The organism is Rummeliibacillus pycnus (assembly GCF_050459865.1).
GTDB classification, from domain to species: domain Bacteria; phylum Bacillota; class Bacilli; order Bacillales_A; family Planococcaceae; genus Rummeliibacillus; species Rummeliibacillus pycnus_B.
On the sequence record NZ_JBCMNM010000048.1, the window covers coordinates 1 to 23,010 of the forward strand.

General features: G+C 34.2%; 20 protein-coding genes and 1 riboswitch. Of the genes, 11 read left to right on the forward strand and 9 right to left on the reverse strand.

Annotated elements, in window-relative coordinates; all coding sequences use genetic code 11:
* The first annotated feature begins 165 nt into the window (after positions 1-165).
* Complete coding sequence (locus tag ABE048_RS11780) at positions 166-411, forward strand: hypothetical protein (protein WP_430311468.1); 246 nt, start codon at positions 166-168, stop codon at positions 409-411.
* A 78-nt stretch (positions 412-489) separates the two neighbouring features.
* Entirely contained in the window at positions 490-1,059 is a 570-nt protein-coding gene (thpR, locus tag ABE048_RS11785; protein WP_430311469.1) for an RNA 2',3'-cyclic phosphodiesterase, read from the forward strand.
* Positions 1,060-1,156: 97 nt separating this feature from the next.
* On the opposite strand, the gene ABE048_RS11790 is transcribed toward thpR, so the two are convergent.
* From ABE048_RS11790 to ABE048_RS11800, 3 genes are all read right to left on the reverse strand, one after another.
* Positions 1,157-2,518, reverse strand: a complete 1,362-nt coding sequence (locus ABE048_RS11790) for a PepSY-associated TM helix domain-containing protein (RefSeq protein WP_430311470.1) — start codon at positions 2,516-2,518, stop codon at positions 1,157-1,159.
* Between the two features lie 370 nt (positions 2,519-2,888).
* Positions 2,889-3,305 carry a DUF1284 domain-containing protein gene (locus ABE048_RS11795; protein ID WP_430311471.1) on the reverse strand — a complete coding sequence of 139 codons (417 nt, stop codon included), beginning with the start codon at positions 3,303-3,305 and terminating at the stop codon, positions 2,889-2,891.
* Positions 3,306-3,518: 213 nt separating this feature from the next.
* Complete coding sequence (locus tag ABE048_RS11800) at positions 3,519-4,316, reverse strand: TatD family hydrolase (RefSeq protein ID WP_430311472.1); 798 nt, start codon at positions 4,314-4,316, stop codon at positions 3,519-3,521.
* A 244-nt stretch (positions 4,317-4,560) separates the two neighbouring features.
* Here ABE048_RS11800 and ABE048_RS11805 point away from each other — a divergent pair, with 244 nt between their 5' ends.
* Positions 4,561-5,076, forward strand: coding sequence for a DUF1456 family protein (locus ABE048_RS11805; RefSeq protein ID WP_430311473.1), 516 nt, complete (start codon positions 4,561-4,563; stop codon positions 5,074-5,076).
* 115 nt (positions 5,077-5,191) lie between these two features.
* Here ABE048_RS11805 and ABE048_RS11810 read toward each other — a convergent pair whose 3' ends face one another.
* Complete coding sequence (locus tag ABE048_RS11810; RefSeq protein WP_430311593.1) at positions 5,192-5,740, reverse strand: cupin domain-containing protein; 549 nt, start codon at positions 5,738-5,740, stop codon at positions 5,192-5,194.
* Between the two features lie 300 nt (positions 5,741-6,040).
* A complete protein-coding gene (dapA, locus tag ABE048_RS11815; RefSeq protein WP_430311474.1) occupies positions 6,041-6,934 on the reverse strand; it encodes a 4-hydroxy-tetrahydrodipicolinate synthase in 894 nt (297 codons plus the stop codon).
* 123 nt (positions 6,935-7,057) lie between these two features.
* Positions 7,058-7,237, reverse strand: a riboswitch (Lysine riboswitch).
* 630 nt (positions 7,238-7,867) lie between these two features.
* On the opposite strand from dapA, the gene ABE048_RS11820 reads away from it, so the two are divergent.
* Complete coding sequence (locus tag ABE048_RS11820; RefSeq protein WP_430311475.1) at positions 7,868-8,416, forward strand: NUDIX hydrolase; 549 nt, start codon at positions 7,868-7,870, stop codon at positions 8,414-8,416.
* Between the two features lie 116 nt (positions 8,417-8,532).
* Here ABE048_RS11820 and ABE048_RS11825 read toward each other — a convergent pair whose 3' ends face one another.
* Both ABE048_RS11825 and ABE048_RS11830 read right to left on the reverse strand, forming a co-directional pair.
* Entirely contained in the window at positions 8,533-9,258 is a 726-nt protein-coding gene (locus ABE048_RS11825) for a 4'-phosphopantetheinyl transferase family protein (RefSeq protein ID WP_430311476.1), read from the reverse strand.
* 5 nt (positions 9,259-9,263) lie between these two features.
* A complete protein-coding gene (locus ABE048_RS11830; RefSeq protein ID WP_430311477.1) occupies positions 9,264-12,284 on the reverse strand; it encodes an amino acid adenylation domain-containing protein in 3,021 nt (1,006 codons plus the stop codon).
* A 127-nt stretch (positions 12,285-12,411) separates the two neighbouring features.
* On the opposite strand from ABE048_RS11830, the gene ABE048_RS11835 reads away from it, so the two are divergent.
* Positions 12,412-14,154, forward strand: coding sequence for a methyl-accepting chemotaxis protein (locus tag ABE048_RS11835; protein ID WP_430311478.1), 1,743 nt, complete (start codon positions 12,412-12,414; stop codon positions 14,152-14,154).
* Between the two features lie 364 nt (positions 14,155-14,518).
* Positions 14,519-15,883 carry a radical SAM protein gene (locus ABE048_RS11840; protein ID WP_430311594.1) on the forward strand — a complete coding sequence of 455 codons (1,365 nt, stop codon included), beginning with the start codon at positions 14,519-14,521 and terminating at the stop codon, positions 15,881-15,883.
* Positions 15,884-16,261: 378 nt separating this feature from the next.
* Here the strand turns inward: ABE048_RS11840 and ABE048_RS11845 are convergent, their stop codons facing one another.
* Both ABE048_RS11845 and ABE048_RS11850 read right to left on the reverse strand, forming a co-directional pair.
* Positions 16,262-17,707: an aminotransferase class I/II-fold pyridoxal phosphate-dependent enzyme gene (locus ABE048_RS11845; protein ID WP_430311479.1), complete on the reverse strand. Its 1,446-nt coding sequence runs from the start codon at positions 17,705-17,707 to the stop codon at positions 16,262-16,264.
* Positions 17,708-17,771: 64 nt separating this feature from the next.
* Positions 17,772-19,148: a PLP-dependent aminotransferase family protein gene (locus ABE048_RS11850; protein WP_430311480.1), complete on the reverse strand. Its 1,377-nt coding sequence runs from the start codon at positions 19,146-19,148 to the stop codon at positions 17,772-17,774.
* A 162-nt stretch (positions 19,149-19,310) separates the two neighbouring features.
* On the opposite strand from ABE048_RS11850, the gene ABE048_RS11855 reads away from it, so the two are divergent.
* From ABE048_RS11855 to ABE048_RS11875, 5 genes are all read left to right on the forward strand, one after another.
* The gene (locus tag ABE048_RS11855; protein ID WP_430311481.1) at positions 19,311-19,910 is read left to right on the forward strand and encodes an FMN-binding negative transcriptional regulator; all 600 of its coding nucleotides are present in this window, start codon (positions 19,311-19,313) and stop codon (positions 19,908-19,910) included.
* A gap of 247 nt (positions 19,911-20,157) precedes the next feature.
* Positions 20,158-20,688: a D-glycero-alpha-D-manno-heptose-1,7-bisphosphate 7-phosphatase gene (locus ABE048_RS11860; RefSeq protein WP_430311482.1), complete on the forward strand. Its 531-nt coding sequence runs from the start codon at positions 20,158-20,160 to the stop codon at positions 20,686-20,688.
* A gap of 132 nt (positions 20,689-20,820) precedes the next feature.
* Entirely contained in the window at positions 20,821-21,363 is a 543-nt protein-coding gene (locus ABE048_RS11865) for a DUF1697 domain-containing protein (protein WP_430311483.1), read from the forward strand.
* A gap of 142 nt (positions 21,364-21,505) precedes the next feature.
* Positions 21,506-22,606, forward strand: a complete 1,101-nt coding sequence (locus ABE048_RS11870) for an NADH-dependent flavin oxidoreductase (protein ID WP_430311484.1) — start codon at positions 21,506-21,508, stop codon at positions 22,604-22,606.
* A 129-nt stretch (positions 22,607-22,735) separates the two neighbouring features.
* Complete coding sequence (locus tag ABE048_RS11875; RefSeq protein WP_430311485.1) at positions 22,736-22,891, forward strand: DUF1540 domain-containing protein; 156 nt, start codon at positions 22,736-22,738, stop codon at positions 22,889-22,891.
* The last annotated feature ends 119 nt before the right edge of the window (positions 22,892-23,010 follow it).

Consider the following 23,010-nt stretch of genomic DNA (forward strand, 5'->3'; position numbering starts at 1 on the left):
TATGAAATTGATTCAAGTAACAAATTTATGTATTCAATATTCATGTTGAACCTTTGTAACTAACGGACAGTTTAGTTTCATACTAAAAAGGAAATTATGTTGAAGGGAGAAAAAGTGATGATGAATTTAGGGATTCTAAAATAGAAAGAAATAGGAGTGGTACATATGGCTATTTGTCCTTTATGTAACTCATTAAAAGTATTAGAAATAAATTGTCCAAATTGTGGTACTCAATTGGACAACGATGGGAAAGTAGCTGATTTTATGGATCCTTATAGTCATTATGAGGATGAAGAGACTGTGAAAATGGATGACGGCTATCCAAATACAGCTAAAGATCAGATTTGCCCCCATTTAATGGTCTGTCGTAATTGTGGATATGATAAGGTAATGTTCATACAAGAAGAATAGCTAGAAATAGGTGCATATCAAATTAGTATTTTATGCTTTTCTTAACCCTAATAATTAAAAAAGAAAATGAGGGATAAAGTGGATAAAAACGCACATTACTTTTGGGCGGTTCAATTGCCTGATGGTATTAAACAAAATATTCAGGATGAGATGCTGAATCTCAAACAAGTTTTTCAGTTTCAACGTTGGGTGCATATGAGCGATTTTCATATCACCCTTGCTTTTCTTGGATCGATGGATTCGCAAAGGCAACATACTGTAATTGATCTAGTAAGTAACGCCATAAAAGATGAAAGAGCTTTTAAATTGCAAATTCAAGGTATCAATACTTTTGGAAATCAAAAATCACCAAGAATATTTTGGAGTGCAGTAAACCACGAACGTAGATTATTTCAAGTTCAATCAATTGTTCATGAAAAATGCCAGGAAGCTGGATTCACCTTGGAAACTCGTCCATATCACCCACATATAACATTGGCACGGAAGTGGAATAGCGATGAAGAATTTAATATGGAGTTATTAGAAAAGTATAATCCCTTCCATGAAAAGCCTTTATCTTTTATAGCAAATAAAATCGTGTTATATAAAACGAACCTAGAGAAAACACCAAAATATGAACCAATTGAAACCTTTACTTTATTAGATTGATGAATGCTATAGATTCACCTTGTTAGGAGTATAAAAAGAAGCGCAGTTCAATTTTGACTGTGCTTCTTTTTATAGATTAACTATTATTTCTTCTAAGCTAAGCTTGTATTGTTTTTTTTCTAAACAACCAAATACAACTTTCAATTAGTGCTACTACTATTAGTGAGATGCCGAATAATGGCATTAAAATTCCAAGTACAACCATTATGATACCAAATCCTACAGAAATGCCTTTTGACGTATTAGGTGGAGCTGAAAATTCCCCTTTCTTTTTACGAGAAAACCAAGTTTTGATCCCCCATAAAATGACGAAGATAAAGGCAAGACATACGAGTAGGTTAATGATTTTATTTGGCCACCCAAATAAGTGACCTTCATGTAATGGAATCCCCCATGTAAACCATTTTCCTAATATACCGTATTCATCGTAACCTACTTTAGAAATGAGTTTACCGCTATATTGATCAAAATAAGTTGTGATTTCGTCATAGGGACTAACATCTAGCCCTGTTACACCTGTGTTACTGCTTTTAGCAACTGTATAAACTCCATCTTCACTTGAAGGATAAATAATAGAATATGGTTTAGAAATTTTCGTAGCGTCTACGTTTGTCATCAACTGTTGAACGCTAATCATATTGCTGCTTGTCATATCCATACCAGGCATACTCATCCCAGCATGATGTGCATGTCCACCTTCTTTTGAAGAAGAAGGAGCATCATTTTTGCGAGTAGCCCATGGAATTTCACTCATATCAGAAGTAGGTGGGCTTTGTTGTAGTTTAGGGATACCAATTGATGGATGCTCTTGCGCTGCCGTATAAATAAAATTCCCCATAAATACTGACCAAGGTAGACCTGTAAAAATAATAGCAATCATTGGAATAGTAATAATTGTTCCAACAAGAGCATGCCATTTCTTATTTTTTTGACGTTTGGAAGCATTTTCTTTTTTCTTCAATGCTTTCCCTTTAAATGTCATATAAACACCTGATAATAGTAGGAATATAGCCCAACAAGCAGCTAATTCTACTAGATAATTGACAACTGTTCCTCCAACAAATAAAGAACTATGAAGATTTCTCATGACGTTTGAAAATGTATATTTTGAATCTTGGCTTCCTACAATTTGATAATTATCATCCAAAAATACATATTTTTCATCACCATTTTTGTTATCCATTGTTAAACGTGTGTTATATGGATCTTTAAGAACAATCACTTTCGAGACTGAATATCCTTTAAATTTCTCTTTGGCTTTTTCTATTCCTTCATCAATTGTTAACTTTTCGGTATGTGTACTATTCTCAAAGAAATAATGATCATACGCTTTATTTTCTACATTTGTGTAGAATAAATAGCCAATACCACTAAGGGTTAAAGTAAGTAATAATGGCGTGATAAATAATGCAGCATAAAAATGCCATCGCCAAAAGCGATTGTAGAGTCCTTTGTTCACTTTTTTCCTCCTGAATATTTTAAAAATTTTAAAGAACATTATTATTCTATAAAATGAGTGTGAAGTTTGAATGAAGTTATAAAAAAATCTGTTGAAATGATAAAATATCAATTTTTGATAGTGGAATCGATACAAAATATTGCTAAAACTAAGGGGGGTATAAAATTGTGATTATTGTTGGAGGAAAAGTAGGGGGAAAAGCTGCAATCGAACAAGCTTAAACTTTATTCTGTATAACAATATTTCTTTATTATCAGGATATATAATTAAAGGTGCCTGTCATTGAATTTTGTAATATCAATATGTATCAGGCACCTATTTTTCCAAGTGAAAGAAGAGTTTAGTATCAACATGAACAAAAGGGAAGGATTTATTTAATTTCCCTTAGACCTTTTCCTTGAAGGATCATTTGAACCCCTTCTTCACAAACTCCGTAAGACCGCCAAGAACAAGTTCCACAAACGGTTTGAATATCAGAAGGAATGACATGTTTTTGGATTTGAGATTCAATGTCCTCCCATTTTAAAATCTGTCCAATTTTTAAACCGATTTTCTCTAAAATCACCGCATCCATTTGATAGATGTCGTTATCTTGACAATGGTATTCACCTGAGTTTGGATACTTTTCACACAATTGATCAGGTCCATTTACTAGCTGAACCAACGTCTTTGGATTGGCTCTCAAGGTTTGATGTAAACGAGTCATGTTTTCAACGTATTCATTGGAATAACCCATTCCTCGATAGCCAAGTAGACAAAAAATATGATGACCCCGTAGACGATACATAATTCTCCCCCTAGAGAAATTATTTATTTGAGTTAACTTAATGTTTTTGATGGTTAACTTATTGTTAATCATAACATATTGAAAAAGGAGAAATAAAAGTTTAGAAAGAAAAATAATTCTAAGCTGGTACTCGTTACATATCCTGAACGAAATAAAATAATAGTTAGATGATAATTAAAACTAGCACAACAAAAAAGCCTCTATTAAAGGCTTTTAGTTCATTTCCAAGTGAAAGAAACGCTGAGTATTTTCTATAGAATGTTTTACTATTTCTTCAGGAGAAACACCCATATATTTGGCAATTTCACCAATAATATGTGGAAGGAAAGCAGGTTCATTTCTCCCGTGTTTAGGTTTTGGTTTTAAAGTTCGAGGTGTTAGATAAGGGGCATCTGTTTCGATCATTAATCGATCAAGGGGAATATATTGTACAGCTTCTTGTAATTCCTTGCCTCGTCTCTCGTCACAAATCCATCCTGTAATACCAATGTGAAAACCCATGGATACTAATTCTTGTACTTCTGTTTTATTTCCTGTAAAACAATGAACAACTGATTTTTCAATTTGATCTTGATGATTCTTCATCATTTCAACAAATCGTGCTTGAGCATCTCGAACATGTAAAAAGAGTGGCATGTCCATTTCTTTTGCTAAATCCAATTGTGCTTCAAAACACACTTCCTGAATTTTTTGAGGAGAATACATCCGATTAAAATCTAATCCACATTCTCCGATGGCTATGACCTCTTTATGTTGAGCTAATTGGCGTAATTCTTGGATGTGTTCTTGATGAAATTCACTTGCATCATGTGGATGAATCCCTGCCGTTGAAAAAAGAATATGGGGATATTGCTTTGCAATTTGTAGGCTTTCCTTACTTCCTGCTACACTAGAGCCAGTGAGAATCATCTGTCCAACACCATTTTGAATAGCGCGTTCAACAACCTCCTCTCGATCCTTTGTAAATTGTTTTTCTGTCAAATTAAGACCAATATCTATCAACGAATGCATTTATTTGCCTCCTAAAAGCTGCTTTTTCATTTTGATGAATATATGTATATTTTAGTGAATTTGATTGTGAGTGTATACTAATCTTGCCTTGCGCCAACAGAATCAATTAAGAAAAATAAGCGCATACCTTGTAAAGAGGAAAATTAGTTGGTATGTTTATTTAGTTGTGAAGGACAGTGTTCGTATTTAAAAAGATCATAAATACTAAAACAAATAGACAAATGTCTATTTAGGAGGTTAACAAATGGAAAACAACGATATATTAATTAGATTAAGATATGCCTTGGATATTAAAGACAAAGATATGGTCGATATTTTTAAACTTGGTGGTGTAGAAGTAACAAGAGACGAATTACGAAAGATCCTGACCAAATCAAAAGATGAGTATGATGAAGCGGATGATGTAAGTGAGTCGAATGATCAAATTAAATGTAATGATAAGATGTTAGAGTCCTTTTTAAATGGCTTCGTCACATTTAAAAGAGGGCCACAACAACCAAAACCAGGACAACCTAAAAGTCAAGAAATGCCTGAACAGAGTAAGGACCGTGTAAATAATATGCTCTTGAAGAAATTAAAAGTGGCTCTTCAATTAAAAACGGAAGATATGCTAGATATTCTTGATGATGGAGGTATCGCCGTTTCAAAGGGTGAATTAGGTGCAATCTTTAGAAAGCCAGGGCATCGGAATTATAAAGAGTGTGGCGATAATTTTGCTCGTAAATTCTTAAAAGGGTTGGCTGTAAGCTATAGAGGATAAAGCTACTCTAGTGGGAGCTATTCGCATATATTCTATTTTTGTCTATAGATAAATTTCATTAAGTAATTTAAAACAGCTACAACGAATTTATGATCGTTGTAGCTGTTTTTCTTCATTAATGTTTCTCCGCGGCCTCAGCATCGGCTTTTGTCAAATGGACTGTGCCAAATGGATGCTGCACAGGTGCATAGATGGAATACAATTTAAGCGGTCTGTTACCTGTATTAATGACATTATGCCATGTACCTGCAGGGATGAAGATGGCATCATCATCTTTTACTCTTCTTTGGAAATCTAAATTATTCTTGTTTTTACCCATTCTTACGATTCCTTCACCCTCTTCGATACGAAGGAATTGATCTGTATGAGGGTGGATCTCTAGGCCGATGTCATCAAGAATGTTCATTAATGTAAGCTGTAGATGCTTTCCTGTCCATAAAGCAGTACGAAATGGTTTATTTTGCTTTGTCGCCTCACTAATATTCACTACATAGGGATTTGGACCATGATCACTCAAGTTAATAGGGGCATTATGTGTTGTAGATTGAGGGGAATTAAACATAGATCCATATCCCACTTCATATGGAGTAAATTGTTCAGAAAAACCTTGGCCATACGGTGCATTGAAGTAAGGATAGGGATACATTCCGTACATTCCGTACATTCCTTGTTCATTATGCATGTAAGGATTATAAGGTTGACCATGTTGTCCATAATAATAATTCACGGTATCATTCCTTTACTTAAGCTTCTTTCATTATTGTATTCATTAACCCTAAATATGTGATTTGCATTACTAATTACGGGTGAATTATTATGAAATTATAAAGAAACTTAAAAGAAGGAACTATGTCTGATAAAAAGACATAGTTCCTTCTTTTAGTAAGGCAATTGTTCCGTAAACTTAGTGCTTTTTTTAAGATTTATCATTCTAAAATTCAATTTGTTTAATGGTGAAGCCAATTTAAATTGCCTGTTTTACTACTTTATTTAATGGGTGCAATACTTCTTGTAATGCACACATTTCTTCATCATTTAAAGGAAGAATAGGTAAGCGAACACCACCAACAGCAACTCCTTTAAGATTTAGTGCTGCTTTGACAGGTGATGGATTTGGTGCAGCAAAAAGACCATTGAAAATTGGAAGTAACCGACGATGATCTTGTGCAGCTTCTTGAGTTTTGCCGTTTTTAAATTTTGAAATCATCTCTTGCATTTCGTTCCCGATAATGTGTGATGCAACAGAGATTACTCCTGTAGCACCTATGGATAATGCAGGTAATGTTAAACTGTCTTCTCCCGTGTACACTGAAAAATCTGAAGGTGTTTGGCTAATGGTATCGGCCATCCCATCTAAATTACCACTTGCATCTTTAATGGCAACGATATTTGAAATCTGTGCAAGACGAACGATTGTTTCAACAGACATATTAATTACACTTCGGCCTGGGATATTGTAAAGTATGATTGGAAGTGCTGTTGCTTCAGCAATCGTTTTAAAGTGTTGATATAGTCCTTCTTGTGATGGTTTATTATAGTATGGAACGACAAGCATAATCCCATCAACGCCTGTATTTTCTGCTTGTTTTGTTAACTCGATAGATTCTCTTGTGTTATTTGATCCAGTACCAGCGATGACAGGAACTCTTCCAGCTACAGTACCTACCACAAATTTAAATAATTCTACTTTTTCTTCTGTTGTTAACGTAGGTGATTCTCCTGTTGTACCAGCTACTACTAAACCGTCTGTACCGTTGGCGATTAAATAATTTATTAATTTTTTTGCAGCTGGGAAATCAATTTCTCCATTTTGATCAAATGGTGTCACCATAGCAGTTAAAATTTGTCCAAAATTCATTACTTCTCCACATCCTTAATTATTTTTGATGAATAAACTAGAGGGAGAAGGGCAATTAGTAAGTAAACGCAAAAAAGCAACAACGAGGCTACGTTGTTGCAGTAGAAACAGAATCATTTCTGTGCGTATGATAGCCCTCCATATAGTTTCCTACATGACAGTTCTGTATTTATTCAACTACAGAACCAGCTTCGAGAAAAATGAGATTCTCTCAACTTCGGCAAATCCCCCTTTTCACAATCATCAATGGACCTCATTATCCTCCAATTGTGTACTCATGGTTTTTGCGCCTCTATCCTTACTTCAAAAGAAAAATTGAAATAAGTGAATATTTAATTAAATGAATAATACCACTTTTACTTTGTGATTGCAATGGCTTAAGTGAAAAGTTGTATCATGTTTTGATAGTATTTGGTGAAGTAGAGGATTTTGGAATCTGTTTATTGAATATAATTCTAGTTAAAGATATTTGGAAAAAGAAGGATGTCTGAAAGCAGTACTGAATCGATAATTAATTAGCAACTAAATGTGATTCCATTAAATATATATTAAGAGGTGTTGCGCGCTTTTCACGTGCTTAGCTTCTATCTCCTCGTTGAAGGCACTCAAAAAGTAAAAATAGATTAAAGATTATATGAAAATCTTGTACAGCTATCTTCGTTGATGTGGAATTAGCGAAGACTCCTGCGGAAAGCGAGACTGGTGAGACCCCGCAGTGAAGCGATTAAGGAACGGAGTCTAAGAACGCCACGTCCTGTGGCAACGACTCCGTGACCAACATCCTGTTGCCCCGAGGAGGCTCAACGCTCGCCCGCGGAAAGCGAAGCTAATTCCACATCATTCAGCAAGCAGATTAATTCTATTAATATTTGTATTTAAACACTTTATTACATCATGTGCATTTTTATAGAAATTTCACAAGGAGGGAACAATATGACAAGAGGCGAAAATGAAGATGAACTGTGGGATATTTATGATAAAGATCGAAAACTAACTGGTAGATTACATAGAAGAGGGGACCAATTGTCTGAAGGCGATTATCATCTAGTGGTTCATGTCTGTATTTTCAATAGCAATAATCAGCTATTGATTCAACAGAGACAGCCGTGGAAGAAGGGATGGTCTAACATGTGGGACCTTACTGTCGGAGGTTCCGCTGTAGCAGGGGACAACAGTGCTACAGCAGCAGAAAGAGAGGTAAAAGAAGAAATAGGGCTAGAACTTGATTTAGCAAATGAAAGACCACGATTTACGATTAATTTTGCAAATGGATTTGATGATTATTATATGATTACGCAAGATGTGGATATAGAAAAACTACAGTTACAAGAAGATGAAGTGCAAGCTGTTAAATGGGTAGATCGAGAAGAATTGTTGCAAATGGTTGAGAATGGTGAGATGATTCCTTATTATTTTTTGAATCATATTTTTGAGCTAAAAGATAACTGGGGTGCTACTAGTAGAAGGATTCCTTCAGCATAGCTAACATTTAAATAGAAGCAAATAAGATAAAACAAAACAGCTACAAAGACAATAAGTCATTGTAGCTGTTAATTTTTATAGTAAATTAATAATCTATTTACTTCGAAGACCTAGAGTTAAAGCATTTCCGCGAGCATATGATTCTGATAGTGCTTATAAAACTGTATGGATGGTCTTTTTATGCTAGAAGTTGAAACCGAAGCTTTTGCAACTCCATCCACATTGTAAGTGTTTAGTTCACTAATTCCCTTTGCACCTTGATAAGTAAAGTGACTCTTTTTAGGAGGGCAGTTAAAAGATAAGGAAGTTGGATTAATCATGGTTAATCCAATTCCTATTTCTTTTAAGTATGCTTCTTTTAGAGTCCACATTGTCAACAAATAGTCCTTAGATTCTTCTGAATTTTGATTAGCTTGAAAAAAGGATAATTCTTTTTCTGACAAAAATAACTCCTCTGTCCCTTTTAATAATGGAAAAGGATTAAGACATTCTATATCAACACCAATTCTTCCAGTAGTACAAATTCCGGTAAATATCCAGTCACCAGTATGAGATATACTAATGTCTCCGCTCCACCCAACAACTTTTGGCTTTCCATAGGGATTCTTAATAATATTTATGTCTTTTTCCAAATTAAAATAATTTTTAAAGCAGTATTTTATTTGGATAATAGCAAGCAAAGATCTTAATTGATCTATCCGGTGTTTATATTTAAGAATAGAACTTTGTTCATGGACAGTACACTTATTTAAAAGTGTAGTAAAAGTTTGTTCAGAAATAGAAGTGAAATTCATACTAGCAAGAATGACTTTATTTTGGCTTTCTACATTCAAATCAGCCATTATTTTTAATAAACTAATTCTCTCTTTTTCAAAACAGGGAAGTATCCAACTTCTTCACCGTGCTGTACAAGCAAAGATAGATATTCTTTTTTATCGAAAGATATTTGACTTGAATACATTTTAGTTTGACTGCTGTCCCAACGGAATAATGAATCCTTTACGCCTTCGCCTTCTAATATACTTACTGCTAACTGAAGATCTTCTGTGCTTAGACCTTTTTCAGGTAAGAATAGATTTGAGAAAGACTCTGTATCAACTAAATCGATATCATAACCTAATTCTTTAAGAGAACTAATAAATTGAACAAAAGTAATTGGCTCAGGATCAACAATGTGGAATGTTCTTCTGATGGTTTGGTTGTTCATAGCTAATTCAACTATTGATCTACTAGCAAGGTCCACAGGTGTGAAATCAACTAAAGAAGTATACTCAGGAATTTTACCCAATGTCATTACTGCTTTTAACATGCGATAAAATGCGTTGGTTTCAATATTTTTTTGGAAATTCCCTGTAACTGAATGCCCTGTTAGATTCCCCATACGACATACGGTAGCCAAAGTTCCTTCTTCCATTGCTTTGAAAATTAGTTTTTCAGCTTCAAATTTACTACTTGTATAAACATTTTCAAGATTGTGAGAGAAGTATGTTGGCTTAGTATTAATATATTCTTCCCATAAATTCGAATGTGCAAGGTCATCGGGTACACCAATTGTTGAAATATAAATAAATCGAATACCAGTATTTTCTTTAACTAGATTTAATAATGCTTTCGTTCCATTAATATTTACATTATTAAAGTGACTTTCATCGCCAAAATGTCTTACATCAGCCGCGCTATGAATAATCATATCTAGTGTTGCTTCAAGTTCCATTCTTGTTTCAAATGTAAGTCCCAAAGCTTCTTGAGAAAGGTCACCGAGAACTGGGGAAATACGTGATAACCAAGCCTCTGGAAGTTCTCCAAAATAATATTTAAGCATTTCTACTAAACGTTTTTTTGCTTCATCTATACTTTTTGCTCTGGTTAAACAATAAACATGGGAATCCGTATTTTTTAATAAATCATATAAAATGTGACTACCAAGGAATCCAGTTGCGCCAGTTAAAAGTATAGAATTAAACGTTGTTTTCATTTCTTGAGTATAATCCACAGTAGTCTCTGTATACATTGGATGCTCAATTAGATTTCTCTCTACTAAATATCCTTCATTTTTTTCTCTATTTCCAAAGCTATTATTAGATATAAATTCAGCTAGTTTTTCTATCGATCTGTATTGGAAGAAATCTTGGGTGCATATGTTAGGGAAATTCGGTTTTAATTTAACTAAAATATTTAATACTTTTAAGGAATTTAATCCATTTGTAAATAAGTCTTCCTTTATATCCAGCTTTTCAACCTTTAATTCAGTACAAACTGCTTGAGCTAATAATTGTTCTGTTTCATTTCTTGGCTCAATGATATCATTCGAAAGAAAATCGTTATAATCAATTACGCCTAAGAATTTCCTATCTATTTTCCCAGTAGGAGCAATTGGCATTTCATGTAATTGAATAAAGTAGCTAGGAATCATATAATCTGGCAATGTACTTTTTAATTCTTGATAGATTTCACTTTTCTTAATAGTTTTATTTGATTTACATGTATAAAATGCAAATAATTCTTTTTCATTATCTTTTTGTCTTGGGATAACAGCTGCTTCTTTCAAAAATGGAATTTTCAACATTTTATCTTCGATTTCACCAATTTCAACTCTATGACCACGTATTTTCACTTGATGGTCGTTTCTGCCGATAAATTCAATATTTCCGTTTTTTAACATTCTAACGATATCGCCTGTTTTGTAAAGCTTTGCATCTTTTTTTGTTGGGTGTTTAATAAAGGCTTGTGCTGTTTTTTCTGGTTTATTTAGATAACCAGCTGACAATCCAGGACCCTCAATTAATAGCTCTCCAGGTTCATCAATTTCACAAAATTCACCTGACTCGTTGACAATATATAAATTGAACCCTTGAATTGGTTTTCCTATTGGAACATTGGCAATTTCTTCTGGCCATTTACCATCAATATCATAGAATGATGCCATTACGGTTGTTTCTGTTGGTCCATAGAAGTTACTCAATTTGATAGAATAACCGAACTTCTCTTGCCAAAGACGGACCATTTCTCCTGTTAATGCTTCTCCAGCTAATGCGATCACCTTTAAAGAAGATAACTTAGATAAATCCTCTTCATTAAGTATAATTGTCATATTACGGAAAAAAGCAGTTGGCAAAATCATATTCGTAATTTTTTTGTGAGAGATTTCTTCAATTAATTGTTTAGGATTTTTTCGGGATTCTTCGGATAGAATATGTAATTGAACACCGTTTAACAGTGCTTGAAAAATATCAATGATTGATGCATCAAAGCTAAAGGAAGCAAATTCTGAAATGACGGTTTCCTTGTCAAACTGATAATGAGTACCTAGCCAATCTGCTAAATTTAGGACGCCTTTGTGCTTCACTAAAGTTCCCTTAGGATGTCCTGTAGATCCTGAAGTATAAATAACATAAGCTAGATCGGATGCAGTAAGATCCTTACAGTGAATGTTATCATTATTGAATCCAATCTTATCTACAATATAAATATCTTGTTCAAATCCAATTTTCTCTAATTTTCCTTGAAGAATAGTATTCGTTATCACCAATTTACAAGAAGTGTCGTTAATCATATAGCTAATTCTTTCATCAGGATATGCAGGATCAATAGGAACGTAGACACCGCCTGATTTCATAATACCTAATAGACTTACTATTGCTTCAATGCTTCTGTTTAAAAAGACACCTACAAAGTCACCTTTTTTAATTCCTCGTTCTACTAGTTTATATGCGACTTCATTTGACATTTTATTTAAATCTTCATAGGTAAATGATTGATTAGCCATAGAAATAGCTAAATGTTTTGATGCATCCCTTACAATGTCATAAAATTTGTCGATAATAGTCGTATTAGTGTCTAGTATTTTTGATTCAAGTTGTGTACTCATATTTTCACCCTATTCATTTTGACTTAAAATCAATATATATTTTACACTATTGAAATACAAAATTCGACAAAAATATAGTATGATTGTTCTATAATTAATACTGTTTAAAGTTAGGAGAAAAGGTAAAGTGAAAAAAAGAAAATCGTTTATTTTTAGGAATATTACTATTTCTGTCGTAATCTCACTATTTATAGCTATTGCAATAAGCTTATCTAGTTATTTAGTCTTTTCTAACATTATAAAAGATGATATTACTAAAGAAGCAAATGACATTGTAAATTCATGGGCAGAAGAATTGGATATGACTACAGTGAAAAATGCTATGAATGAGGATTATGATTCCCCAGACCAGCAAAAATTGATCGCATTTTTTGATAATATTTCTAAGACAAATAAAAAAGTTGCTCAAGCTTATATTTTCAGTTCCGACATTGTTGATGGGAATAAGACACCACTAATTGCTGCTCCAACACCATTAGTTGAGGCATTAAAAAAAGACGGAGTTAAAGTAGGCGATCCATTTCCTCAGCCGGATCGAATTGTTGATGCTGTTAAACGAATGAAAGAAACGCAAACAACAGTTTCTTCAGAAATTTATAATGATGATATTGGTACTTGGATTACTGAATTGTATCCACTCAAAGATGATAATGGTAAAGTATTTGCCTATTTTGGGGTTGATGTAAATGCAGATCTGTTTCATGTAAGTCAAGTTGAACTATTAAAGATAACCTTATTTATTCTGCTTCCTCTTTTGATTTTAATTGTTATTTTCCAAATTTTTTACACTAGAAAATCCTTTAAACCAATGAAAGAACTACTAAGAGGATTGCATGAGGTTGGAAATGGTAATCTTAGTATAAAATTAAAGGTAGAGAAAGATGATGAATTCGGACAACTTGTTTCACTCTTTAATAAAGTAATCGATAACATGAGTCAGATGATTTTCAAAGTTAAGGAAACTTCTGCTCAAATTAATCAAGCATCTGCAATTCTTCATCAAGGTGCAGAAAAGACTGAAAAGGACTCTGTACAAATTACTCATGATATTGAGAGTATGAATGAAGGAATGAATACTCAAAAAGAATCTATTTCTCATACTGTAACATCTATAGAAGATGTAGCTTCTTCTATTCAAGTAATTGCAGGTAATTCCTCAGATGTTAGTAATTCATCATTAGAAATGAATGAAATAACACAAGAAGGATCAAAATACATTAATAGTTTAATTGAACAGATGGGAACCATTAATTTATCATTTGATAACACGACAAATGCTATTACACAATTAAAGGAACGTTCTCAATCTATTCAAAATTTCCTTACCATTATCAGTTCTATTGCGGATCAAACAAACTTACTTGCCTTAAATGCAGCAATTGAAGCTGCAAGAGCAGGCGAGGCTGGAAAAGGATTTTCAGTTGTAGCAGAAGAGGTTAAGAAATTAGCAGAAGAATCAAGAGGTTCTACGGATACGATTGCCGAGATTATTAAAGAAATACAAACGGATACGGACAATGCTGTTAATATAATTGAACATGGAAATAAGGAAATTACTCAAGGTTTAAGTATTGCTCAAGATACAGAAAAAATCTTTGGTAAAATTCAATTATTTACAAATCAAGTAGCTAATAATATTACTGAAGTATCAGCATCTGCCCAAGAAATATCTGCTAATGCAGAAGAAATAACAGCTACATCTCAACAGTTAGAAGATATTTCGATGAAAAATTCTGCTTTTACTGGTTCTATCAATCAAAAGATGCAAGAGCAAGAAGGCAACGTTACTAACATGTTTAATGCTTCGAATCAGTTATATCAACTTTCCGATGAATTAGAAAAATTAGTTGAAATTTTTAAAGTAAAATAATGGGGATATAAAGAGTTTTTCCGTAAGTTGATTTCTAGATAATGTATGGTGAAAAATAAAAAAGCAGCCGCAATGACTTATGTCTATTGCAGCTGTTTTTTTCGTTTAAATTAAAAGCTTATTTTGGTTCCTACAAGACTACAGACTATCCATGTGACCTTGCAGATTATTTTTAAATTATGGTATTATAAATTGCTCCAACTATTTTTAGGAGTCGTTTCTACATATACCGTTCATTTTTATTTTTTACAAATTAAATCAGCTTCGATATCAGAAATTAGCGTTTACAATTGCTATATTGATATTTTTCTATAGAAGAAATATGATGATTGTTGGGAATAGAAATGAATTTAAAAGAATAGAAATGAATGAAAAGGGAGGTTTATGGATTTTGGAGAATACAAATAAATATATTCCATCAAAGTTTAACGCATTGTCTAAAACGGATGATGGCGGCGTTATTTTATACAATAGTTATACAGGCGCTATTGTTGATTTTTCTGATGAAGAAAAAGCTGAAGTCATGGGTTCTTTAAAAAGAACGGGGACTGAAGCATTAGATAGTGATGTAAAAAAATCTTTATTTGATAATGGATTTATCGTTCCTGAAAATGTAGATGAGAAAAGAAGAGCAGAGTACTTGCATCAATCTATGCACCGTACAGATATGTTGCACCTGATTCTTATGACAACAGAACAATGTAACTTCCGTTGTACTTATTGTTATGAAACGTTTGCACGAGGCAAAATGACAGACGAAACAAAAAGCGGTGTAAAAGCATTAGTAAAAGAACGAGCTACTACTCTAAATAATTTACATATTAGCTGGTTCGGTGGTGAACCACTACTTGAACTAGGAATTATCGAAGAATTGTCAAATTCATTTATGGCAGAAGCAAAAGAAAATAAAATCGATTATTCTGCTGACATTGTAACAAATGGATTCTTCTTAACAAGAGAAGTATTAGAAAAATTATTATCTTGGGAAGTACGTCAATATATGGTGACAATTGACGGTGTGCAAGCAGTACATGACAGTCGTAGACATATGGCAGGCGGTCAAGGAACATTTGAACGAATTATCGAAAATCTAAAAGCTGTTAAAGAAAGTACTGGTCAATTCGATATGACGATTCGTGTCAACTTCGATGAAGACAATTTAGCAGAAACTGGCGAATTGATTGAGTTCTTAAAAGAACACTTTGCTGATGATAAACGCTTTGGTGTATTCTTCCGTCCTGTTGGTAGATGGGGTGGGGAAAATAATGATGAAATCCCTACATGTACCCACATTACAGCCAATAAAAAAATCTGGGAATTTACAGAGACAGCTATGGATAAAGGAATTAGCATGAGTAATATGGTCACTGGTTCTATGATGCCAACTGCATCCGTATGCTATGCAGCTAAACCTAATGCTATGGTCATTGGCTCAAATGGTCAATTATACAAATGTACAACGGTTTTAGATGAAGAAGTAAATAAAGTTGGCCATATCAATGCTGACGGTACAATGGATCTCGATTATGATAAGATCGCTTCATGGGTAATGTCTGGAGAAGAAACAGACTCTGTTTGCCAATCATGCTTCTACCGTCCTGCATGTCAGGGGAATCATTGCCCATGGTATCGCGTGGTATCTGGAGAAAGACCTTGTCCTTCTGAAAAGAAAAATATTAAAAAAGTATTGAATCTTGTTTGGAGAAATAGTTTACAAAAAGTTCAATAAGAATTATAAAAAATAGTAAGAGGCTTTCTGCTAATAGTCGTATTCGTACGATTGAGATACAAAAATGTAGCGGAAAGAATCAACCTTTCAGTATCTAGTGAAAAGAAAGGGGGTGAGATGAATGCGCGTTCTACGCCCTGCAACTTCTCCAGTAAAAAATCAAAAATCTGGAAGAATCATGAAAACTGTACCTGGTAACTTAAAATAGTTAATGATAACAGTCAACAGTACTGTTTTGAAAATTAACCACAAATTAGGCCTTAATCTCGATTTTGAAGATTAAGGCCTTTTTGATTTTTATCACAACAAATGGTTCTAAAATATATTTGGGGTGCTCATATAATTAAGCGAAATGCAAGTAGGGATTGTGTTAAATACTTATTCCTCTTCATAAACGACAAGCTTTTCAACAGACAGGACTGTTCCACCGTGAAAACGGGAATGAAGAGACAATAATCTCTTTAAAGTTGCAACTTTTTCAACTGTGATCTTTTCACCAGTCATAATTAATGGAATTCCAGGGGGGTAGGGGATAACCATTTCACCAGAAATCTTACCAACTCCCTCGCTAAATGGAACTTGCGTTACTTTTGCTTTCTTCATTTTAGAGTATGGTAAAGATAAAGTTGTAATTTTTTCTGTTTCTACCCAATTTTCATTTGATTGATTCTCTTGCTTACCACATTGATTCTTTACTGCTAACTCGATTAAAGTAGCGGTACGATCAAATGGGTAGGATTCTCCCTTTTTTAATAAAGGTAGGACCAATAAGACATTTTGAGGATCTGCTAATTCAGTATAAATACCTTTTTCCTCAAGCAGTGATTGTAATTCATAGCCACTTAAACCACATTTAGATCGAATCGTAACCTTTAATGGATCAATCCATAAACCAACTGGAGGCTCTAATACTTCAATTTCTGGAATAGAGGATAAGCAAATCTTAAAATGTTCAACTTCCTTTATAATAAAATCTTGATCGTCATGCGAATATAAAGACAAATAAGAACGTGCCAAATCAAGTGAACCCATTATTGGATAAGAAGGACTGCTTGATTGAAGCATTTGTAAGTAATATTCAACCTGATTCATGTCGACCAATGAACTGTTAACATGTAAGTAAGAGCCCATAGTCATCGCTGGTAACGTTTTATGAGCAGAATGAACGACTACATCTGCCCCCATATCAATTGAACTTTTAGGAAAGGGATTACCTAATGTGAAATGTGCCCCATGTGCTTCATCAACAAGAACAGGAATGTTCTTATCATGGACTAAAGCTATCGCTTCAGTTAAATCTTCAGAAAGTCCGTAATAATTGGGTAAGGTTAAAATGATTGCTTTTGTATCTGGATACAAATCTAGTGCTTCTGATATAACATCTGAATTCACGCCCCCAGCCACTCCCCATCCCTCATGAAAGTTTGGAGCTAAAAAAACTGGTGTAGCATTTGTTAACATGAGTCCATGGAGAATAGACTTGTGACAATTTCGTTGAACAAGGACAGTATCTCCTTCGCCACAGGATGCTAAAATCATAGCCAAATTTCCAACTGTTGATCCATTGACGAGGAAATAGCTCTTCTTTACGCCATATAGCTCTGCTAGGAGTAACTCTGCCTCACGTATAGGACCTTCTGGAGCATGCAAGTCATCCAGTCCAGTTAACTCTGTGGCATCAATAGACAGTAAGGATTGATATATTTGCTTTCCTTTTTCTAAAAAGACTTGTCCGTTTTTATGCCCTGGAACATGGTAGGAAACCTTGCTCTGCGTATAAAAATGTTCTAATGCATCAAATAATGGTGTCTGTAATTGGTTCAATTTATATCTTCCTTCAACTTCTTATTTTATAAACACATTTTATCAAACTCAATGTTTCCTTCACTTACAACCAGGATTCTTTTAGGAGTTCTACACCTTTAATTATTTCCTCTTGTGTGAGGTTGCTAAAGCCTAATTTTAATATTGGTTCACTTGGAGATGAATGAAAAAAGAAAGGAGCAGTTGAGTATACTTGGACATCAAATAGTGTAGCTTGCTCAATTAACCAGCTCTCTGATTTTTGAAGATGGACCTTTATGAGAAGATAGAGTCCGGATTGTTCACCTATAATGGTGATATGCTGACCAAAATGCTGCTGTAATTCTGCCACAAGTACCTGCATTTTGTGTTTATAAACAAGGCGCATTCGTTTGATATGCCGTTGCCATTCTCCATCCTCCATAAATTTTGCTATTGTGAGCTGATGGATCTTAGATGCGGTATTTTCAAAGTTAATATAAGCTTTTTGATAGTCTTCTAAGAGTAAATCAGGTAAAACCATAAAACATAATCGTAATCCTGGCAGAAGTGATTTCGAGAAATTTCCTATATAGATGACTCGAGAAGAATCAATGGAAGCTAATGCAGGAAATGGCTTTTGTGTATAGCGAAATTCACTATCATAGTCATCTTCAATGACATAACCTTCATTATTATTTGCCCATTGTAAGATCATGTGTCTTTGATGTATTGGCATTGTCACACCTAATGGGCTCTGATGGGAGGGGGTGACATAAACAATCTTAGACTTATAAACATCAAAATCAGAGAAATCAATGCCAGACTGTTGAACAGGTAGATATTCTAATTGAAATTGATGAAATTGAAAGGCCTCCTTTGCGCCATCATAACCTGGATCTTCTAGAAGGATATGATCGAAGGTAGGCTTTAATATGGTCCCTAGATTAATCAGCATCTGCTGTGTGCTACTACCTATGATGATATGGCTTGCTTGAGTATGTACACCTCGAGATTGAAAGAGGTATTGTGCGATTTCTTGTCGTAAACATTCTTCTCCGAAAGGTTCTCCATAAGTAAAGGTTTGAGGCATTGTAAATACTTGATTGGTATACTTTCTCCAAGCTTTTATTGGAAAATGAGTTGGATCTACTGCTCCTGCACGGAAGTCAATTTGTGTTTTTTTTTGTTTTGGAGGAGTGTTTGCTTTTACTGTTGAATTTGAGTGAATCCAAATAGGCTCAATGGTATTTGCAAAGTAACCTCTTCTTCCTTCAGAACGAATATAACCTTCAGATTGTAACTGTTCATAAGCAATGAGAGTTGTATTGCGGCTACATTGAAGAGAGTCTGCTAAATGACGAATCGAAGGGAGCTTTTCATTCGGTTGAATATCTCCTTGCTCCATATAAGCTTTAAGTTTTTGATAAATTTGAATGTATTTTGGCGAATTTTCATCCATGGCAAAAATAATTTCTTTCAAGCTCTTCCCCTCCTTTGACATATGAATTATTTATAAACTGTATCTTTATATATGTCAATAAACTGTAATATGATAACAGAAAGATTGATAGAACAGAAGAAAGAGAGGGGTATTTTGGTTATTTCTTGGGTGAATTCTATAGAATACGAAGGGGTGTAGGTAGTGTTTATTCCAAAAAATTTTCAAATAACAGATCGACGTCTATTGAAAGAGATTATGGAGGACAATAGTTTCGCTACAATTATTTCGCAGCATGAAGGTGTTCCCTGTGCAACACAGTTACCTTTACTTATAAGCGAAGATGGAGCTCAAATATCAGGACATTTCGCAAGACCGAATTCACAGTGGAGAGAAATAGAAAATCAAATAGTCCTGGCTCTTTTTCAAGGACCACATAGCTACATTTCGTCTTCTTGGTACGAAACGAATCAAAGCGTGCCGACATGGAATTATGTGACGGTGCAAGCATATGGTAAGGTAGAGCTAATTGATGGTGAAGAGATGCTAAGGGATTTTCAGCGCATGGTGAAAAAATATGAAGCACCAAATAGTGGCTATCATTTAGAAGATATGGAAAAGAAACTATTAGATCATATGAGTAAAGGTGTTCAAGCCTTTCGAATGCATATAACAAAATTAGAAGGAAAAGCAAAATTAAGCCAAAATCATTCAATCGAAAGACGTCAAAGGGTAATTGAACAATTAGAAAAAAGAAATCACTTATTTGATCAACAAATAGCAAATTATATGAGACGACTCTAGGAATGTTCAACTTATTTTAACGAAGCCAATCTTTATCTTTTGAGTGGATGAACCAAAATGAGAAGCTATAATGACTGGAGATTTTGCAAAAGCCTTACTTAAATAATCAATAAAAGCTAGTCAGTTGACTGGCTTTTTTTTATTTTTTTTGAATTTGATTTTTAACAAACTTGATAAGTATGATTGATGTTGGAAATAATACATACTAGTAAGAAAGACAATAACTCAAAATAAAGGTGTGACTTGCATGAAAAAAGCTGTTTTTTTAGATCGTGATGGAGTAATAAATGAAGTGTTAACAGATCGGGTTAAATTTGTGAATAAGCCACAAGATCTTTACTTCTTACCAGGTGTTCCCGAAGCCATCAAGAAATTGAATGCTTTCTTTGACCACATATTTGTGGTAACCAATCAAGGTGGTGTTGGATTAGGTTTTATGAAGGAATCACAGCTTAATAAAATCCATGAACATATGATTGCAGAATTAGAGAAAGAAGGAGCCGTTATTCATGATGTTGCTTATTGCCCACATAAGCCAAAAGCAGGTTGTGAATGTCGTAAACCAAAACCAAAATTAATAGTGGAACTGAGTAAAAAATATGATATTGATTTATCTAACTCCTACATGGTAGGAGATACCGATACAGATATTATTGCAGGGAAGAAGGCAGGTACAAAGGGAGTCTTTTTAGGGAAGAGTGACCCGCTCGCAGATGCTGTTTTTCCTGATTTAATAAGTGCTGTTGATTGGATTATAGAAGATGCAGCAACTGAGTAGAGTAGAATAGAGATTAGGAGTAAGTCCATGAGTAGTCATGAGTGGTGCTAATCATTAGCTAAGTAGTCAAAATAGTGGCAATCAAAAATTAATAAAAATCTAAAGAAATGAAATAATAAGGTGGGTGCTTGAATGACAACTTATATCGTACTATTACGAGGTATAAATGTAGGTGGACATAATATAGTAAAGATGCATGATTTGAGAATTGCGTTGGAAAATATAGGTTTTGGTCAAGTGAAAACGTATATTCAAAGCGGGAACATCGTCTTGCATTCCAACGAAAATGATAACAAGGTAAAAAGTCAAATTGAACAAGAAATTAATAAGGTATTTGGTTTTAGTGTACCTGTAATCGTAAGAACAAAGTTAGAATGGGAAGAAATAATTGAAAAATGCCCTTATCCTGTAAGTTCATTACCAGAAGGTGAGAGTGTACACCTAGCTTTATTGGAAAAAGAGCCGACAGAGGAAAGCTCTAACTATTTATATGAGTTTAAAAGCGATACGGAAGAATGCTACATACAGGGGAAAGATGTTTATCTGCATTTACGCCAAAGTTTTAGTAAATCCAAGCTGCCAAATTATATACAAAAGTTACATGTTCCAATAACCATACGAAATTGGAAAACAATTATGAAACTTAGTGAAATGACGAAAACAATAAATACTTAATAGATTTCAATGTGTGAAAAATGAAGCTCACTATTTGTTTATTGATCCATCTATACGTTCAATCTAATTCTTTGACACAAACTTTTCAGACGAATACGATAGAAGTAAAGAATTTCCAAGTAATAAGCTAGGAGGAATATGAATGACAAATTTGTTTGAAGACTATACGTTACCAATCGGCATCTCACTACGAAATCGACTTGTGATGGCGCCGATGACAACTTATTCGGGTAATGAAGATGGTACGGTATCAGATGCAGAAGTAGAACATTATGCACGCCGTTCAAAAGGTGTCGGCATGGTTGTGACGGCTTGTACACATGTAACAGAGAATGGGAAAGGTTTTCCTGGGCAGTTTGCAGGGTATGCAGATCAATTTATTCCTAGCTTAAAACGTGTAGCGGATGCTATTCATGAGGGTGGAGCGAAAGCGGTACTGCAAATTTATCATGGTGGTAGACGTAGCATTCCTGAAGAAGTGCCGAATGGTGAACTTGTCAGTGCTAGTGATATAGCGTTTCCAGGAAATGCGACACCTCGTCCTTTAACAATAGAAAAAATTAAAGGAATCATCAAAGCGTATGGTGAAACAACTCGTCGTGCGATTGAAGCTGGATACGATGGAGTAGAAATTCATGGCGCGAATACGTATTTACTTCAACAATTTTTCTCAGGGCATACAAATCGACGTACAGATGAATATGGTGGTTCTATTGAAAATCGTATGCGATTCCCGTTAGAGCTTGTGGATGAAGTGAAAAATGTTGTTGCAAAACATGCAACAAAACCTTTTATCGTTGGGTATAGATTTTCTCCAGAAGAGGAAGAAGAAACTGGTATAACTATGGATCAAACAGTAAAGCTAATTGATGCACTTGCTAATAAAGGATTAACATATCTTCATGTATCACAGGGAGAATTCTTTACAAAGCCTCATCGTTTCAGTGGAGATAAAAATAAGACACGAGTTGAAATTTTATTGGATACCATACATGGACGCACCCCATTAATCGGAGTTGGCTCAGTTTATTCTTTAGAAGATGCAGAAAAAGTAAGTGAATCAGGAATTGATTTACTAGCGCTCGGCCGCGAACTTTTAATCGAACCGGATTGGGTACAAAAAGCTGAAGCAGGAGATCGCAATATCCCTACTAAGATGGATAAGTCAAAACAAAAAGAACTTGTTATTCCAGATCCAATGTGGAAGATGTTACATAGACCTGGTTGGATTCCAGGAATGTAAGATAGGTTCATTTCAGCCCAAAGCAGCATCTTGCGAGTCTATTTCAAGGAAACAACATCTCATTTGATATATGCACAGTATCAACTTTATGATTCCTGTCAATACTAGTCATAAAGGAGGTGCTGTATAATGGCAAAGGATGTTCTTTGTGAAGTAAGTAACTGCACATATTGGCAAAAGGGAAATCAATGCACTGCACATGAAATTTATGTAGTCAGCAATAGAGGGACGCAAGCCTCTACTACTGAAGAAACAGATTGTAAAACATTTGAACCAAGAAAATAATGTTTCCATACATCGGGATAACCTATTTCGGGTTATCCTTTTGTTATGAATAGTATTGATAATAATTATCATTTTCATACGATTTTTTACGTTAAATATTATTGGCTAATTAAAAATGT

Excerpts from the sequence above, each read along its gene's own strand:
- ABE048_RS11780 (WP_430311468.1), top strand. The coding sequence starts at position 166 with ATGGCTATTTGTCCTTTATGTAACTCATTAAAAGTATTAGAAATAAAT.
- ABE048_RS11795 (WP_430311471.1), bottom strand. The coding sequence starts at position 3,305 with ATGTATCGTCTACGGGGTCATCATATTTTTTGTCTACTTGGCTATCGA.
- ABE048_RS11800 (WP_430311472.1), bottom strand. The coding sequence starts at position 4,316 with ATGCATTCGTTGATAGATATTGGTCTTAATTTGACAGAAAAACAATTT.
- ABE048_RS11805 (WP_430311473.1), top strand. The coding sequence starts at position 4,561 with ATGGAAAACAACGATATATTAATTAGATTAAGATATGCCTTGGATATT.
- ABE048_RS11810 (WP_430311593.1), bottom strand. The coding sequence starts at position 5,740 with ATGTACGGAATGTACGGAATGTATCCCTATCCTTACTTCAATGCACCG.
- dapA (WP_430311474.1), bottom strand. The coding sequence starts at position 6,934 with ATGAATTTTGGACAAATTTTAACTGCTATGGTGACACCATTTGATCAA.
- ABE048_RS11820 (WP_430311475.1), top strand. The coding sequence starts at position 7,868 with ATGACAAGAGGCGAAAATGAAGATGAACTGTGGGATATTTATGATAAA.
- ABE048_RS11825 (WP_430311476.1), bottom strand. The coding sequence starts at position 9,258 with ATGGCTGATTTGAATGTAGAAAGCCAAAATAAAGTCATTCTTGCTAGT.
- ABE048_RS11830 (WP_430311477.1), bottom strand. The coding sequence starts at position 12,284 with ATGAGTACACAACTTGAATCAAAAATACTAGACACTAATACGACTATT.
- ABE048_RS11840 (WP_430311594.1), top strand. The coding sequence starts at position 14,519 with ATGAATGAAAAGGGAGGTTTATGGATTTTGGAGAATACAAATAAATAT.
- ABE048_RS11860 (WP_430311482.1), top strand. The coding sequence starts at position 20,158 with ATGAAAAAAGCTGTTTTTTTAGATCGTGATGGAGTAATAAATGAAGTG.
- ABE048_RS11865 (WP_430311483.1), top strand. The coding sequence starts at position 20,821 with ATGACAACTTATATCGTACTATTACGAGGTATAAATGTAGGTGGACAT.
- ABE048_RS11870 (WP_430311484.1), top strand. The coding sequence starts at position 21,506 with ATGACAAATTTGTTTGAAGACTATACGTTACCAATCGGCATCTCACTA.
- ABE048_RS11875 (WP_430311485.1), top strand. The coding sequence starts at position 22,736 with ATGGCAAAGGATGTTCTTTGTGAAGTAAGTAACTGCACATATTGGCAA.